This is a genomic window from Mesorhizobium sp. WSM4836 (assembly GCF_055811815.1).
The window spans coordinates 18,712-34,988 of sequence record NZ_JBVVQF010000032.1; the positions used below are offsets into that span (position 1 = coordinate 18,712).

Genomic DNA, 16,277 nt, shown 5'->3' on the forward strand with positions numbered 1-16,277 from the left:
CCTTCAGCCTCCAGTCAAGCGTACGGCTTGTGGCTCGGCTGACGGTGTTGAATCCGATCGCCTGCAAATCAGGTGCGACCTCGGTTTGTCTGACGTTGAAACGCACCGCTATACTCTGCATCCATATTCTGGGGGAAGCGACGAGGAACGCGGGGGATGGCGCCGACCCCGTCGACGATGCGGAATGGTGTCCCGTTATCGCCGATTTGTCAAGTTTTTGCTGAGAGTGGCTCACGAGCGTTCGATTAGTTTAGTGAAATGTTTTGGAAGACAGCGGCTGCGCAGGTTCATCATTGGTCGGTCACCGATGGTCGCCTTCAATCAGGTTTGTGTCAGCAACCCGACCTTACCGGCGAACTGTCGATGAGCACCGCAAAGTCGCTCGCTCGCTATGCACCGTTGAGGGCCGTTCGCGAGAGGCTTCGCTACCCGAGTACACCACCTGTGAGACTGCGCCATTGGGATCTCTGATCCCAAAATTCGATGTCGCACTTTCTCGCTAGAGGTGCCTAACTCCAATCGGGAGATCCAGGTTCAGTGCCCGGCGGGCAGTACCGGATGGCTAAGTCTGGGTAGTACTTTCGCGAGTCCGTAAGCCGTCAGGGAACCCGCCCCGAGCTTCGAGCTGAAGCTCCTGCAGCGCCGTTCAGCCTCGATCCTGGATAAAAGTGCCAGCATCGTGGCTGCCGACGCCGAACCTGGGATGAACGGCGGCCGGATTTTTGCAAGCAGGTATGCCATTCAGTTCGTAAGCCTCCTAGCGATCGCAAGTCTGGGAGAGTAAGATGTTCCCGCGCAGGATATGAGGGATCAGCACTCTCAGCTTCTCGATGGATTATCGATCCTCGCCTAGCAGTAGCTAGCGTTAATATACCAGAACCGCACTTGTCCCCGAATTCACGCCTTCCGAGCAATCCCACGTGGACTGAACCAAAATGCGTTGGCGAATGCCAGGTTTTTCGACTTCAAGATTGCGGCCGAGAGATTAGGTGTGTTTCGTCTCTGAGTCGAGCTTCTGCGCGCATGGTGCCTGGGTAACTTCCGCATGTTGGGGGGACTTACGGGGTTCTACATCGGCAAAGAGAGCCCGATCTTTCTCGACGTCTCCCTCGAGAATTGCAGTAGCGTAGTCCGCAGCGAGTTGGCGAGCGGTCCGATGCGGTGGTGTCGTTGCAGCGTCAAGCCACCAGATTCGGCCGTTCCTGGAAAGCCTCAACACTCTTATATTCGACCAATGCGGCCCGGCGACGAGACGCTCCACGAAAGATGAGATTTGCTGCGCTCAGGCGGCCTGCTGACTGCCTGACCAGATCAATCCCTGAGTTAGACTCGCTGTCCTAGGAATCTGTCCGGGCGCGCAAGCTCCAACCCAGTAAGGCTACTACTTAGGAGCTGCCCATGAAAACTCAGAACGGATTGGGACCCACGGAGATTGCCATCAGTAAGGCGGACGAACTAGTTGAACGCCGACTCTGCGAACTCGCGAATAGCAATTCAGCCTCGATCTGGGAAGGTCAAGACGAACTGTCTAGCGCGATTGCAGAGGCGGGTATGCACTTTGAGGGAAGGGCGTACCCCGTATGTCTTCGGCCCCTCGTAATAGACTGCGATCTGTCAGATCACCTAAGAGTTGTGGCTGAGGGCTTGGTCAAACTTCTTGATGTCGCCGCTGAGCTGTATTGCTGCAATGAAGAGGTACAAGACCTGTTTCCAGCCTATAAACATTTGCGGCATTGGACAACTTGTCTTCCAAAACACCGACCGATAGTAAGAATATGTCGACTGGATGGTCTGCTCGGCAGCGATGGATATTACAAGATACTCGAAACGAATTGCGAAGGGCCCGGCGGCGTTATTCAGAACGGCCTCGCCGCAAAAGTCTGGAGCCGTATACCCAACCTACTGGCAAACGGTCTGTCACTTGACGTGAATAAGCAGCCCTTCGTGAAAGATCCGAACTGCTTCGTCCAGGAGCTGGTATCCGCCTATCGCGCTGCAACTGGCTGCGAACTCAGAACCGCCGCCGTAGTCAACTTTCGGGGTCGTTTTACAAACGAAGTAGATTTGATTGTGAACTGTCTAATAGACTCAGGCGTCAAAGCAGCGTTGCTGGACCTTAGAGAAATTAAACGGACGCATCGTGGAATAGTCGGACCGGACGGCGAATTAATCGAACTTGTGTACAATAAGCTAGATGTCAGAGACACCATTGAAGACACTGAGTCTAGATACTACTTTGACGCCTGTTCGGCTCAGGAGGTTGTTTCGATAAATCCATGGATATCCCAGTGGATATTGTCTGACAAGGCAATCCTTGCTGTACTCAGCGATGACCGATTCAGCTCGAGCTTTACGGTCGAGCAGATCGAGCTTATTGCACGCCACATTCCATGGACACGTCTTGTTAGAGCAGGAGTGACAACCAACGCCGAACGGCGTCGGATCGAACTCATCGGTTACATCCGGGAGAACAAGGCCAATCTTGTTCTGAAGCCCTCTAATGCGACGCGTGGCGAACATGTCTTGGTTGGGCGCCTTACATCCCCGGAAGTGTGGGAGGAACACATTGAACGAGCTAGCCGAAACCCATACGTTGTTCAAGAGTACGTCAGGCCCGAAGAGGTGACCGCTCTGCACCCGCCGAGCCGCTCGATCAAGAAAATGGCGTATGGGATTGACTGTTATGTATTCGGTGGCCGCTTGGCAGGTTTTCAGTCGCGCGCAAGCTTCGATGCTGTGATGAATGTTGGGCGAAGCGGAATTCTGCTACCGGTTGCCGTCGGCTGAACTTATACTTCTTCGTGCAATTCCGTAAATGGTTTTAGTGGCGACGTTGAGGTACGAATCTACGCGGGTGAGGCACCCACCTGTGATGTTTCTTTTTACTAATAATGGCCGATCTCAAAGAGGGTCGGTGTCTCTACCACCGTTCTGGGTAGTGGCGTCTGGATCATGGCATTTTGACTGCTGCCTGTAGACATTGACTTTGGGTGAGCAGCAAGGCGCGTTTTTTCTTAGGGCAGGCACTGGTCGTCTGGAGACGGAGGCGGTGGTGCCGGCCAGAACATGGCGAATCCCAACGTCGAGTGGCGTATGGTCGGTGCGATCGGGCGACAGCATGGAGCGGGTGGACTGTCTCTGAGCGAGCCTAACTTTTCCCGCGCATATCGGCCGGCGGGGTGTCCGGGTTGTCCCCGCATCCTTCCCATGGCTCGTGTTCACCTAACCTTGCCCTTCTGATCTAATCCGGTTTGAAGTTCGTTCTGGCCCATCGAGAGGGCCAGGACATGAAACCTAGCCGCTTCGCTGAAGAGCAGATCATCGGAATTTGAAGGAACATGAGGCCGGGGCGTCGGTTGCCGATCTGCGTCGCGAGCACGGGGTCAGCGACGCCTCGATCTACAAGTGGAAGACCCGCTTCGGCGCGATGGATGTCTCCGAGGCTCGGCGAATGAAGGCTCAGGAGGGACGAGAACACGCGGCTGAAGCGGCTTCTGGCCGACGCCATGCTCGACAATGCCGCGTTGAAGGATCTTGTGGGAAAGAATGTATGGTCCGCCCCGTCCGTGCAAGGGTTCGCGACATCGCCGATGACGATTCCAGTTGCATAAATGTATCCGGCCTCTCGCGAGTGGACTGCTGTTGCAGCCAGGCCATGATGAGATCCGCGCACGCCGTTCCCAATAAATGGTTCGGGCACAAAGCCCGCTTTTTTGCACAGGGCTTACGGCATGCTGATCCACTGTTTCGTCATCACTATTCCCGAGCCTTGCAATCGAGCCGGAAGCGTCAAGCGAATGCAGGATCCCTGCGTTCGTAGAGCGCTCCCGGCTTGGTCAGGACAACCCAGACGATGCGCGCCATCTTGGCGGCGAGTGCGACAACGGCCTTGTTCGGGTGCATTCGGCTCTGCAGCCTATCGAGCCAGCTTCCAAGGCGATCCCGGGTTCGATACAGATGTCGGAAGCAGGATCGCGCGCCATGAACGAGGAGCTTGCGGACGTAACGGTTCCCACGCTTGCTGATGCCGAGGAGCTTCTGCTTGCCCCCGGTCGAGTGTTCCCGCGGAACAAGGCCCAGCATGCAGCCAGATCGCGGGCCTTCTGGCGTCCGTTGCCGACGGCCGCAAGAAGAGCGGTGGCGCCCAGTGCTCCGATCCCGGGGATCGTCAAGAGCCCTCGGGCAACATCTTCTCGATCTGCAATCGCAGCGATCTCCCTCGTCACGTCGTCGATGCGCAGCTCCAGCCGGCGCAGGTCGGCGAACAAATCCGTGAGCAATTTGCGCATCGCCGGCGAGAGGTCGTTCGACGCTTCGTCGAGAACCAACGGCAATTCGAGCTTGAACAGGCCCGCTCCCTGTCTCAACGCAATACCGTATTCCAGGCAGAATGCCCGCATCTGGTTGATCAGGCGCGTTCGCGTGCCGATCATCTGATCGCGAACCCGATGCAAAGCCTGGAGGTCAGCCTGTTCTTCACTCTTGATCGCAGCGAACCGCATTGTCGGTCGCGTGGCCGCTTCTGCGATGGCCTCCGCATCAATGATGTCGCTCTTGTTCGACTTCACGTAGGGCTTCACAAACTGAGCTGGGATCAGGCGAACCTTGTGCCCCAGCGCCTGCATGCTCCTGGCGATCCATGGGGATCCTGCGCACGATTCCATCCCGACGATCGCCGGCGCTGCTCGTTCAAAGAATTGCAGCAGCGTGTCGCGTCGGAAGCGAACTCGCTGGACGGGCTCGCCGCCGCTATCCACGCCGATGACGTGGAAGATGTTCTTGCTGATATCTACTCCATAGACTGCCGCAGAGCGCGGCGCATTGCGTGGGGACATTGCAACCTCCTTTGGTGTGACTCTCAGATGATGCTGCGGGAGGACGGGGCGGACCATCCCATTAATGGTGACGCCCGCGGCCAAGCGGAAAGCTGTCGCTCGCCTGAAGGAAGGTCTCGGGATGAGCGAACGGCGGGCGTGTAAAGCCATCGGCTGTTGTCGCATGACGGTTCGGTACGAGACCAGCAGGCCGGACGACCGCGAGGTTCGCGAGCGGATGAAGGCGATCGCGCAGGAGCGACGCCGGTTCGGCTACCGGCGTCTTCTCGTGATGCTGAGGCGGGAGGGCCTGGTCGTGAACCACAAGAAGCTGTTCCGGCTCTATCGGGAGGAGAAGCTCGCCGTTCGCCGCCGTGGCGGCCGCAAGCGGGCGATCGGGACCAGGGCGCCGATGCTGGTGCCGCTGATGAGGCCCGACGAGCGCTGGTCGCTCGACTTCGTATCGGACCAGCTCACCGACGGGCGCCGCTTCCGCATCCTGGCCGTCGTCGACGACTGCACGAGAGAGTGCCTAGCACCGATCGTTGATACGTCTCTCTCGGGCATGCGGGTTGCCCGCGAATTGGACCGGCTCATCACCGACCGCGGCCGGCCGAGAATGATCGATAGTTCCACGACGAGATCGAACCACCGATGGGGTCCATGTTAAGGACCGCAGGGGCAACACTGGAGGGCTTCACGTGGGCGACTAAGGAGCCCGAGAATGTATCCGCCCAAAGCTCGTCCCCTCTACGCTGAGGCAGGCCATGTTGGCAGATCCGGTGGGCTTTGGATCCCCGATCAGACCGGCGATCGGCCATATGTCGGTACTGACCGTGGCATCGCCGGAGCAGTTCTTCTGTTACTTGACCAGGATCTTTCTAACACTACGCAACCGTAGTCACAAGCTTTGTCGCGCCACAGTCGGAAACCGGTCCCAAGCTTGCCCGTCGGGACTCTGCCGAGCGCTGCGCAGTTGCCAATCGTCACCGTGGTTCGGCACCTAGGATCGTCTCCGCGGCATCAGCCAGCACTTGGCAGCCGAGCACTAGGTCGGCATCGTCTGTATTTTCAGTCCAATGGTGACTGATACCGCCTATGCTTGGCACGAAAAGCATAGCAGCCCTTAGTTTACGGCCCACGACCTGGGCGTCGTGACTCGCGCCGCTTGGCATCCTCACATAGTCGCCAGGGGCATGGCGGGCGGCCGCATTCTCAATCGCTTGCTGGAAGGCCGGATCCATGTCCGACGGTTTGCCAGTCTCCGTCCTCTCGATCTCGGCTTCGCAACCGACTTTGAACGCGGCCTCTCCAACCAACTTCCTCAGCAGCGCATCGAGGCGCTCGAGCACCGGTATCTCTGAATCCCGGAACTGGAACAGCATTACAGCCTTACCTGGAATAATATTTGGAGCGCCGGGCTCCAATGTGATGCGACCCGTGGTCCAAACGGTTCGAGGCCCAGCCGCTTTGGGAAAGCATTGGGCAATGGTCGTGGCCAGCATCGCTGCTGCGAGGCCGGCATCTTTTCTGATAGCCATGCGCGTCGTGCCGGCGTGATTCTGGATGCCGTAAAAGACGATTGAGTACTGCCAGGTACCAACGATGCTCGTAACGACTCCGATCCGCTTGCTCGAAGCTTCCAGCGAGTCGCCTTGCTCTATGTGTGCTTCGAGGCAGCCAACATACCGCTCAGGGTGCACCAACGATCGGGAAGCATCGGCTAGGCCGGCCGCACGGAGCGCGTCCCTGAGCGGCAGCCCGTGATCGACATTCACCGCGCGATCGATCTCTGCCTCGTCGATGTCAGCAATGAACGAACGACTTCCGAGCATTGAGACATAGTGACCTTCTTCATCCGCCCACGCCACTGGTGCGATTGGAAGGCCTGCGCAGCCTGGTGTTTCCGCAAAGGTCCGGGCAATCTCGAGGCCGTAGATCACCCCAAGCGCCCCGTCGAGCCATCCAGCATTATTCTGAGACTCTGCGTGCGATCCGATCAACATCGACCGCCGGTCCGACCGAGGCGAGCCGAACACGTTGCCTACCCCGTCAATATGCGCCTGAAGCCCTATGGTTTCGTACTGCTGCGCAAGCCAGCGGCGGCTGTCCATGTCCGCTTTCGAATAGGTTGGGCGATGGACACCGGTTCGGTATGCGCCGAACTGGGCGAAACATCTGAGATCTGAGAGCAATCGCTCGGCTTGTATCTTTGGCACCTGCTACCCTGAGAGTTGGCACGGACGCAGCCGATGCAACGGACCGTGAGGATGAATGTTTCGGCTCCTCGGACGAGCAAGTAGCTCCCGTGCGAAATGGTTGCCATGGCCGCCAGCACCGGTTCGTTTGCAGTCGTTCACGGGCCGATAGAGTGTGCGTTGTGTGGTATATTTATGAAGATATCGTCACCCACATTGGCGATGACATCTTCATTAAGCTGCTGGATTTGGCGCGCGTGGACGCGGATTGAAGTAGGCTTCCGGTGGATGGCCACAACCATACACAGTGCCAGAGGCTGGCACGAGGGCGACCCCTGGCCCGAATGCAGTCTGCTTAAACATTTGACCCCAGCCGTCAAGTAAGGCATCCCTCCTCAGAGCGGCCTGGACCGCAGGCTGATGACGCCGACATCGTTCTCAATGGCGATCTCGGTCCCAAATGGCTTCGAGAGCTTCTGGAGACGCTCCAGGATGCCTCTTGCTTGCGTCCCGGGGGCGAGCCGCGGTATGCCCCGATTGGCAAACCTCTTCGTGTGACCGAGTTCGATCGGATACAGCCGCAACTCGGCAAGCTTGTTCAGCTCAAATCGGCTGACTGTGACAACGCTTTCATAGAAGACCCTATCTGAGAAGCCTCTTGCCATCTCGGCGACCGTCACCTCAGCGTCCGTGTCGCTTCGTGGATCTTTGCCATGAGCAGCGAACATGTCAGCGCCCACAGGTGTCCGAAGATCATCCATGATGAAGTTCCCGAGGCTATAAAAGATCGGTCGGCCCTTGTAGATCTCGATGCCTCGCAACTGATGCGGTCCATGTACGATGTACGCGTCCGCCCCCGCGTCAATGAGCATATGGGCAAGCGATTGTTCGTAGTCGGGCGCCTCTGGGCTCCAATTTCCCGGCTCATGACCGTGGTTTGTGACGATACAGAAGTCAGCGAACTGCTTGCCCCTTCGTACGTTTCGTAGAATCCCGGCGACATCACGACCGTGCGCTTCATAGCTGTAGCCAACTTTGTCGCCCGTATTGTATGTCACGCCAGCGACTACGAGCTGGCTTGAGTTCTCGCCATCATCGAACTGTGCAGGCCGCTCCTCTGCCGTCCCTGAAACCGCAGCCGGAGCCCATCGACTGCCAGGTTTGGAGTTGGGAAGCGCGTCGCGGATTTGCCGCAAGCTCTCGAGCATTTCTGGCAAGACCACGACACTTTGCGCCAAACGAAGGCAGTTGAGTCCTGGTCTGCCTGGCGCCTCGCCGGCGGGATCGCACGCACGAGAGAACGGGGTGAAGGATGAAGCAAAGGACACCAATCCCACTCGACCGAGTGCGGTCTCCAGAAAGCGAGCGGCGCCGGCTTGTGCGAGGTTCTCGCCTACACCTGCATAAACAATCCCATTCTGATCAAGCACCCGGCACGTCGCCCGCATGCCTTCAACGCCCCAGTCAAGCGAATGGTTGTTCGCGTAACTAAGCAGGTTGAAACCCATCTCCTTTAGATCAGGCCCGAGCTCTGGCAGGCTGACGTGATACGCTCCGCCGTACTCAGCTTGAGGACTTCCGGTAAAAGATCGGATGTCGAAAATGTTGGTTTCCATGTTTCCGAATGTGACATCAGCTTCACGGAGGATCTTGATGACGGCGCCGAAGTCAGGGTCCTGTGCTTTGGTCAGCGGTCGCGTCACGATAAGATCGCCAACTGCGACCATCGTGAAGCCGTCCGCAATGTTCGTTGCGATCGAACCGGCTGCATCATAGCTGCTGCCCGGCATGGCCCGACCAGAACCGCCCGCGTGTGCGTTATTCTCCATCTATTTCTCCATAGGTCAGACGCTTTACGTGTGAATGAGGTAAACAACTGAATTAAGTTATCCTCCAGACGCGCCACTAGCCTGCTCAAGCAGCAGCGAGCGGCTGTCCACCGAAGTACGTTGCGCCATCTTGGGAAAGGAGCCTTCGCGATCGAACCGCGCTTTCCGCATCCCGTTTAATCCTCCATGTTAGCTCAGCTGGCGTTTGCAACGTAAGATCCAACTCCCAAAGCGTAGGTCATTTGACCACGAGCAGGGGGCTGGTTGGTAATCCGCGTCCCTTAATACGCAGCAATTATCTTGCCAGTAGGGTATAACGACGGCCCAGCCGATTAGCTGCGCAGGGGGGGCAGAGCCCGCCCAAGTTGTGCATTTTTTCCGGGGATATGCAGGATCCCAAGCTCCGGCGGCGATGTGACCACGTCTGTTCCGTTCGCGCTGAAAAATGGCGACACTACTCGCTCAGGTCGGCAATAGAGAACGAAACACAGACGAAGACTATGTCCGAGGTTGCCGTGTGAGAGCTATTTGTCGGTCAGGATGTCCTACTGTGGCGGCAGCGAAGGCTAGACGGATGCGCGAGATGGCTTAACGTGAGTGCCACGTGAAAGGCCCTCGAACTCGGCGTCGCCGAGATGATGCATCGTAGCGCCGCCTCGCGCACAGTAAGTCAGCGAGTATGCGGCAGAGTGCAGAAATGAGCGCCCCTGATTGGCAATGGCGGTCCGGCAGCACGGTGGCTGGGCAAGGCGCTCAGGCTATTCCGGCGGGCTTCGGCAGTACAATGTTTCATCAGGATATCGGTACACTTAGTGTCGACACACCTTACGCTAAAGCAATTCGCTGAACGAAAGTCTTTAGCCCAATTTTTACGACGGCTGAATTCGGATGGGGCGATGCGTTGTTACGAAGGCGCGTGACGCAAACTCATGTGCGCTGAGCAAGCATGTGCTGCGGCGCATCGTATCTGGTAGCGCGTCGCGGGGACATGGGCCGCAAGGCCATGATCCGTCGGACCGGCCTCGAATGCCTTCGGTCGAAATTAGCGAGATCATTTCGATGACCCGAACACATGCTCGTCGGCGAGGCATCGTCCGCGCGATAAATAGCGAAGCTCGCCTCCCGCCACCTTCCGCAGTTGCAATGCATTCGCTTCCGGGACCTTGCAACACGGAGTCCGACGACGGGTTCTTTAACCTTCGCCGCGACCCAGCTGTGATGGGGATGGATTCGGCACGTTCGAGCGAGCGACCCTCAGACGCGCAATGGAGGTCGGACCACCTCGCCCGCATAGGCTGATCCTGCGGCGGACAGGCGAAACTCCGAAAGTGAGCCGCCTATCGCAGTCGAACCAAAAATAGTTATGCGGATGATGAGTTTTTTTACGGCTGCAAGGAGGCAGTCTCGCCGGTATTGTCCGCGAAACAAGTGCAACTGCGCTTGGCAGGACGACTGGGGAGGGAATTATGGAAGACATGCGATGCGCCGTGAGCCGCCGAGGCTTTCTCAAAGGGGGGGCCGCTCTCGGCGGGGGTATTGTTGCCGCCGGCATGCCACTCTCGCAAGCTATCTGGGCAGCTGAGGGCAAGGTGCTGAAGGCGCGCTGGACGGTTAACCCGACGACGTTTGACCCTGGGTTTTACGTTCTAAACCACGAAGTAGATGTCATGAGTTGCATCTATTCGAAGCTCACGCGCTACAAGCCGGGTTCTCAATGGGAGTGGGAACTGGAAGCGGCAGAAAATATCGAAAAGGTCGATCCCACCCATGTCCGCTTCCGTCTTAAGAAGGGCATCCACTTCACCGGAGGCTACGGAGAGTTGACTGCTAGGGACGTCAAATTCTCGTTTGAGCGCGTGATCAAGCACAATTCGCCAGTGAAGGTCGATTGGGGTCCGCTTGATCATGTCGAAATCGAAAACGACTATACAGGCGTGATCGTGCTGAAGGCACCATTTGTGCCGCTCTGGATGAATACGCTTCCCTTTGCGGTTGGGCATATCGTTTCCGAGGATGCAGTGATAAACGCAACCAAGAACGGCGGTACTTTTGGCACGAAACCGCCTGCTTTCTCCGGCCCATATGTGCTCGCAGATTGGGAGCCGAACCAGTATGCAGTCTTGACGCGCAATCCGGAGTGGTCCGGCCCGAAGCCGGGCTTTGACGAAATCCGCCTACTGTCGATCGTTGATGTCAAGGCGGCCGAACGGGCGTACCAGGCGGGCGACACCGATTTCTCTGTTGTCAGTCTGGATTCCCCTTTCAAGAACAATCCGCCCGCCGATACGAAGTTCGTGGAGTACCAATCGCTCGATTTCAGCTGGATCGGCATGAACATAGATCACCCGAAGCTTAAGGACATCAATGTACGCAAGGCGATCCAATGGGCCATTAATGTGCCGCAGATCCTGGACGCCGCATATTCGGGTCAAGCAGCCCCGTCGACGGGGATCATTCCTCCCGGTGTTGTGGGGCACCGCGACAAGGGGCTTGTGTCACCGGAAGGCGATGTTCAGAAGGCCAAGGAATTTCTGGAGAAAGCTGGCGTGGCCGATTTGGCCCTTACAATGGTCAGTTTGAGCGATAGCACGAATTCGGCAATAGCCCAAGCAGTTCAGGCGCAATTGTCGCAGATCGGCATCTCCCTTGAGATCACTTTTCATGATTCCGGCTCGTTCTGGACACTCGGCGTGGAATCGGAAGGGGAGCGCTGGAAAGATCTGCAGCTAATTTTAACCTACTACGCCTCGTTGCCAGACCCGTATTATGCGACGTCCTGGTTCGTGGGAGCTCAAGTCGGTACAGCTTCGAATTGGGAGCGCTTCCGCAGCGATCGCTACGATCAGTTGGCCGCAAAGGCGGTCACGATGGACGACCCGAATGCGCGGGCGAAGCTGTACCAGGAGATGCAGGACCTTATGGAGGAGTCCGGCGCCTATCGGTTCCTGACCCACGGGGGAACGCCGATCGTGTATCGCACCACACGGATGCAGACCGCCACACGTCCGGACGGTTACCCACTGTATCTCGACTTCAAGGCTGTTTAGAGAGGCCGTGAGCGTGGGGCTCTACATTTTCAAAAGGATTGCTCTCGCGATCGCAATAATTGCGATCGCGGTGACGCTTCTGTTCCTGATGATCAGAGCAGTTCCTGGTGATCCTGCGGCGGTTCTGCTCGGACCGCGGGCGACTCCGGAAATGAAGGCGCAACTCCATCAGCAGATGCAGCTGGGCAGGCCAATCATCGTCCAGATAGCTACCTTCTTCGCCGGGCTGCTCCATGGCAATCTCGGTTATGATGTTTTCAGCCAGAGGCCAGTTGCCGACATTGTGTTCGAGCAATTGCCTTATACTATAGAGCTGATTTTGATTTCGATCCTGTGGGCGGTCGTGATAGCCGTGCCGCTCGGCTGCTACTCGGCGATGCGGCGCAACTCTTGGATCGACCATGTGGCCGGCGTCGTGACGGTCGCCGCGATTTCGATACCTTCCTTTGTCATGGCGGTCTACGGGCTGTTGATTTTTGCGGCAACTCTGCGCTGGTTGCCAGCCATCGGAGCCGGCCATGGCTTCTGGGATGGACTTGTTCATCTCATTCTTCCAGGCTTCGCCATAGGGGTTGGCTGGGTCGGCTACATTTCCCGGCTGGTACGAGCATCCATGCTTGAGACCCTAGGAGAAAACCACGTGCGCACGGTCCGGTCGTTCGGAATCTCGGAATGGCGTATCATTACGCGCTACGCGCTGCCGCTCGCGATTCTACCGACCGTAACCATACTCGGGGTAGGAATCGCGTGGCTTCTTTCGTCCGCTGTCTTTGTCGAGGTAGTCTTCGCGCGGCCCGGCATCGGCGCTTTGATCGTGAATGCGGTTAATTCGCGCAACTATCCAATAGTAATGGGCACTGTGCTCGTCACCACCTTCCTTATCGTCGCCGCCACGACGCTCTCCGATCTACTTAATGCATTCCTCGATCCACGAACTCGGGAAAAGCTTTAACATGGTGAGCGAGGAAGCCATTCGTCCTGAGCCGAATGATGCTATAAATAGTGGCGCCGTTCGCGCCTTCCTGCGAGAATTTCGCAAGAAACGTCTCGGCATCCTCGGAGCGGCGCTGGTCGTAGCGATTGCAGTAACCGCGATCTTCGGTCCGCTGATGGTCACGCATGATCCGACAAAGATCATGGTCGGTCAACGCTTGGCGGCTCCTTCACCGGAGTTTCTGCTCGGCACGGATCAGCTCGGTCGAGACACATTCTCTCGCATCGTGATGGGCGGTCGCATCCCGCTTCTTGTCGCTTTCGCATCCCTAGGTAGTGCATTGGCGGTCGGTGCCGTGCTTGGTCTAATCGCAGGCTTCGGGCCGCGTTGGCTGGACAATGTGCTCCTGCTCATCTTCGATACTATTCGATCTTTTCCGGGCATTATTTTCGCGCTGGCCATTATCGCACTTCTGGGGCCAAGTCTGGCGAGTGTTATTTTTGTCATCGCAATAACATCGGTGCCGATCTATGCGCGCGTCGTGCGCACTCAGGCCGAGGTGCTGAGAAGCAGCGAGTACATAGCCGCAGAGCGCAGCATGGGCGCAGGCACGACGCGCATCCTTTGCGTGCATGTTCTGCCCAATGTCCTCGGACCCCTTCTCATTCTCGTGAGCATGGACGTGCCGAGCGTCATTGCCTGGGAAGCCGGTCTCAGCTTTCTCGGAATGGGCGTGCGGCCTCCGACGCCCGACTGGGGAGCTATCCTCAACGATGGCTATAGCTACATCGACCAGACGCCCTGGCTCGTCATCGCCGGCGGTATTCCCATCGTCCTCGCAACGCTTGGCTTCACATTCTTGGGTGAGACGTTGCGCGACATGTTCGATCCCAAGCTGCGGAAAGACTTATGAGACGCGACGATCTGCGCCAGCTTCTAGAGATCCGTGATCTGAATCTGGATTTCGGTTCGCCGCGTGGGCGAGTTCATGCCCTGCGTAACGTTTCTCTCGATGTCCCAGCCGCGCAGGTGATTGGGATAGTCGGAGAAAGCGGATCCGGGAAGTCCACGCTCGCGTATACAGTGATGGGCCTACTACCAGAAAATGCAGATGTTACGGCCGGCAGTATCCTGTTCGAAGGTAAAGACCTACTCAAAATGCCCGCTCGGGCACGTCGCAGCCTGCTCGGCGATCGTCTCTCCATGATTTTTCAGGATCCTATGACGACACTCAATCCCGTGCGAAACATCGGGAGTCAGATGATCGATATCCAGCACCACAAACGAATGAGCCGGAGCGACAAGCGCAGTCGTGCTATCAACATGCTTCACCGGGTCGGAATTCCCGACCCAGAAAATCGCCTGGGTGCCTATCCGCATCAGTTTTCCGGCGGTATGCGCCAGCGCATCTGCATCGCCATGGCGCTACTTGTAAAACCAGCTCTACTTATAGCCGACGAGCCAACAACCGCGCTTGATGCAACGCTGGAGGTGCAGATCATTCGTCTGCTCAAAGATCTGCAGAAGGAGATCGGCTGTTCAATCCTCTTTGTTTCTCACCATCTCGGCGCTGTGGCTGAGTTGTGCGACCGAGTCGCCGTCATGTATGCGGGCGAAGTGGTAGAGGAGGGAGCGGTCAGGGACATCTTCCACAAGCCTGCTCACCCCTACACGCGCGCGCTGCTAGAGTGCGATCCAGGGCGGATAAAAAAAAGCACGCGCAGTTTGCCAACCATTCCGGGCGAGGTGCCCAGTCTCATCGGCAGCAATAAAGGATGTATCTTCCGCGCCCGGTGTCCCGAGGCATTCAATCGCTGTCTTGAAGAGAGCCCGGACGAGCACCGCATCGGCGTAGACCAAGTCGCCCGGTGTCATCTGCTCATTAAACAGCGGTTGGTTTCGGCATGAGCGCGCTGCTTCGGGTTGAGGACCTGCGCGTCCGCTTCCGCACCATGGGTCCGCTGAAGGCCCTCGTAACCGGGACAAAAGCTCCTTTCATCGATGCAGTATGCGGTGTGTCCTTTGAAATCGGCAAGGGCCAGACACTCGGTCTTGTCGGCGAAAGTGGCTCAGGCAAATCCACCGTCGGGCGCACGATAATCGGCTTACAGCGAGCAGTGAGCGGCAGCATCAGCTTCGACGGACAGGAAATTGAGGACCTCGGCTGGGCCGAACGCAAACTCTATTTGCGGCGCATGGCTATGATGTTCCAGGATCCAATCGGCTCGCTTTCGCCGAGGCTGACGGTGCGATCACTCGTGACGGAGCCTTTCCGGATCCACGGGCTGAAGGAGCGCGATGTCGGAGCCGAGGCGCAGCGCCTGCTTCGCATGGTTGGCTTGCCGGCGGACTTGGCTCCCCGCTATCCTCATCAGCTTTCCGGAGGTCAGGCCAGGCGCGTAGGTATCGCGCGCGCTCTTGCGCTGAATCCGGATTTGATTATTGCCGACGAGCCTACCGCAGGCCTTGACGTCTCAGTTCAGGGCGAGGTGCTTAATCTTCTCGCGGGGCTTCAGGACGAACTTGGTATGGCGATCCTCATCATCACGCACAATCTGAACGTTGTACGCCACATGACCGATCGCATGGCGATAATGTATCTCGGTCGCTTTATTGAGGTCGGCTCGACCGACCGTATCTTTGAGCACCCACGTCATCCCTACACTGAGGCGTTACTTGCGGCCAATCCCGAGCCAGATCCGGACGCGGTGCGCAATAGGATCGAGCTCAACGGTGAAGTGCCTAGCCTGATGAAGCGGCCGTCTGGCTGTGAGTTCCACACCCGTTGTCGTTACGCGCAGGATATCTGCAGCCGCGTCTTCCCCGAACCTACAGCAAGCCGAGAGGACGCGACTCACAGCTTCAAATGCCATTTCCCGCTCGAACGCGATAACGAAGGGCCATTGGATCAGAAACGGCAGGTTTTATCTGTATTTACTTCAAATTTCGTTCGGACTAAAGAGAGAAGATGGGGGCGATGAAATGAAATTGTGGGAATGCGAAATACTAATATACTGACAGCCAAGCCGTTACTGTATAAACCAATAGGTCACGCTGGAGCCATTTGCCCGTGCTCGAGCAGGAGGACGGTGTGTTGCTTCGTTGCACGTGGCACTCCTCGCATTCCGAAGAGCTTACTGGATACTTCGCGATTTACAGGCGAGTTGCACGCCGTTTGAGGCAAGGTGGTTGCGATCGGCACCTATATGACCAGGCGAATATTGTGGATCTACCCAAACCAGCTGCCCCGTTGCAGGTAAGCGACCTCATATTCGCCTACCGGGTCGATTTGGCAGAAGAAAGTTGTTCGCTGCCCTACAGACAATCAATCCTAACCGGCCGCTTCTTTGACGGCACTGCTTCAGGACGAGAGTTCAACAGGCGGGTTTGTTCTCAGCAAGAAAACAATAGCTTGGCCGATCTAAAACATCACGCGGACGAAGCCCATCCTTCGT

Annotated in this window: 8 protein-coding genes and 3 pseudogenes; 8 read left to right on the forward strand and 3 right to left on the reverse strand. The window is 57.3% G+C overall.

Features of this window, described 5'->3' with window-relative positions:
- Positions 1–1,644 precede the first annotated feature (1,644 nt).
- Both AC0L2P_RS28425 and AC0L2P_RS28430 read left to right on the forward strand, forming a co-directional pair.
- Positions 1,645–2,787, forward strand: coding sequence for a hypothetical protein (locus tag AC0L2P_RS28425; protein ID WP_473506082.1), 1,143 nt, complete (start codon positions 1,645–1,647; stop codon positions 2,785–2,787).
- 500 nt (positions 2,788–3,287) lie between these two features.
- Positions 3,288–3,551 (forward strand): annotated as a pseudogene (locus tag AC0L2P_RS28430) (transposase); the annotation flags it as partial.
- A gap of 238 nt (positions 3,552–3,789) precedes the next feature.
- On the opposite strand, the pseudogene AC0L2P_RS28435 reads toward AC0L2P_RS28430, so the two are convergent.
- Positions 3,790–4,835, reverse strand: a pseudogene (locus tag AC0L2P_RS28435) (IS110 family RNA-guided transposase).
- A 64-nt stretch (positions 4,836–4,899) separates the two neighbouring features.
- On the opposite strand from AC0L2P_RS28435, the pseudogene AC0L2P_RS28440 reads away from it, so the two are divergent.
- Positions 4,900–5,445 (forward strand): annotated as a pseudogene (locus AC0L2P_RS28440) (IS3 family transposase); the annotation flags it as partial.
- Between the two features lie 355 nt (positions 5,446–5,800).
- On the opposite strand, the gene AC0L2P_RS28445 reads toward AC0L2P_RS28440, so the two are convergent.
- Positions 5,801–7,033, reverse strand: a complete 1,233-nt coding sequence (locus tag AC0L2P_RS28445) for a hydantoinase/carbamoylase family amidase (protein WP_473506084.1) — start codon at positions 7,031–7,033, stop codon at positions 5,801–5,803.
- A gap of 374 nt (positions 7,034–7,407) precedes the next feature.
- On the reverse strand, positions 7,408–8,841 hold the full coding sequence (locus AC0L2P_RS28450) for a CapA family protein (RefSeq protein ID WP_473506086.1): 1,434 nt from the start codon (positions 8,839–8,841) through the stop codon (positions 7,408–7,410).
- Positions 8,842–10,307: 1,466 nt separating this feature from the next.
- On the opposite strand from AC0L2P_RS28450, the gene AC0L2P_RS28455 reads away from it, so the two are divergent.
- The 5 genes from AC0L2P_RS28455 to AC0L2P_RS28475 are packed head-to-tail and all read left to right on the forward strand — an operon-like array spanning position 10,308 to position 15,803.
- Positions 10,308–11,888 (forward strand): ABC transporter substrate-binding protein, encoded by a 1,581-nt coding sequence (locus AC0L2P_RS28455; RefSeq protein ID WP_473506088.1) that lies wholly within the window; start codon positions 10,308–10,310, stop codon positions 11,886–11,888.
- 7 nt (positions 11,889–11,895) lie between these two features.
- Positions 11,896–12,840, forward strand: coding sequence for an ABC transporter permease (locus AC0L2P_RS28460; protein WP_473506090.1), 945 nt, complete (start codon positions 11,896–11,898; stop codon positions 12,838–12,840).
- Position 12,841: 1 nt separating this feature from the next.
- On the forward strand, positions 12,842–13,735 hold the full coding sequence (locus AC0L2P_RS28465; protein WP_473506092.1) for an ABC transporter permease: 894 nt from the start codon (positions 12,842–12,844) through the stop codon (positions 13,733–13,735).
- On the forward strand, positions 13,732–14,730 hold the full coding sequence (locus AC0L2P_RS28470) for an ABC transporter ATP-binding protein (protein WP_473506094.1): 999 nt from the start codon (positions 13,732–13,734) through the stop codon (positions 14,728–14,730). The genes AC0L2P_RS28465 and AC0L2P_RS28470 overlap by 4 nt, the downstream gene beginning before the upstream one ends.
- The gene (locus AC0L2P_RS28475) at positions 14,727–15,803 is read left to right on the forward strand and encodes an ABC transporter ATP-binding protein (RefSeq protein WP_473506096.1); all 1,077 of its coding nucleotides are present in this window, start codon (positions 14,727–14,729) and stop codon (positions 15,801–15,803) included. Before AC0L2P_RS28470 ends, AC0L2P_RS28475 begins: the two co-directional genes overlap by 4 nt.
- Positions 15,804–16,277 lie beyond the last annotated feature (474 nt).

Bases quoted from the DNA above. Each gene is read 5' to 3' on its own strand.
- AC0L2P_RS28450 (WP_473506086.1), bottom strand. From the start codon at position 8,841: ATGGAGAATAACGCACACGCGGGCGGTTCTGGTCGGGCCATGCCGGGC.
- AC0L2P_RS28455 (WP_473506088.1), top strand. From the start codon at position 10,308: ATGGAAGACATGCGATGCGCCGTGAGCCGCCGAGGCTTTCTCAAAGGG.
- AC0L2P_RS28465 (WP_473506092.1), top strand. From the start codon at position 12,842: ATGGTGAGCGAGGAAGCCATTCGTCCTGAGCCGAATGATGCTATAAAT.
- AC0L2P_RS28470 (WP_473506094.1), top strand. From the start codon at position 13,732: ATGAGACGCGACGATCTGCGCCAGCTTCTAGAGATCCGTGATCTGAAT.
- AC0L2P_RS28475 (WP_473506096.1), top strand. From the start codon at position 14,727: ATGAGCGCGCTGCTTCGGGTTGAGGACCTGCGCGTCCGCTTCCGCACC.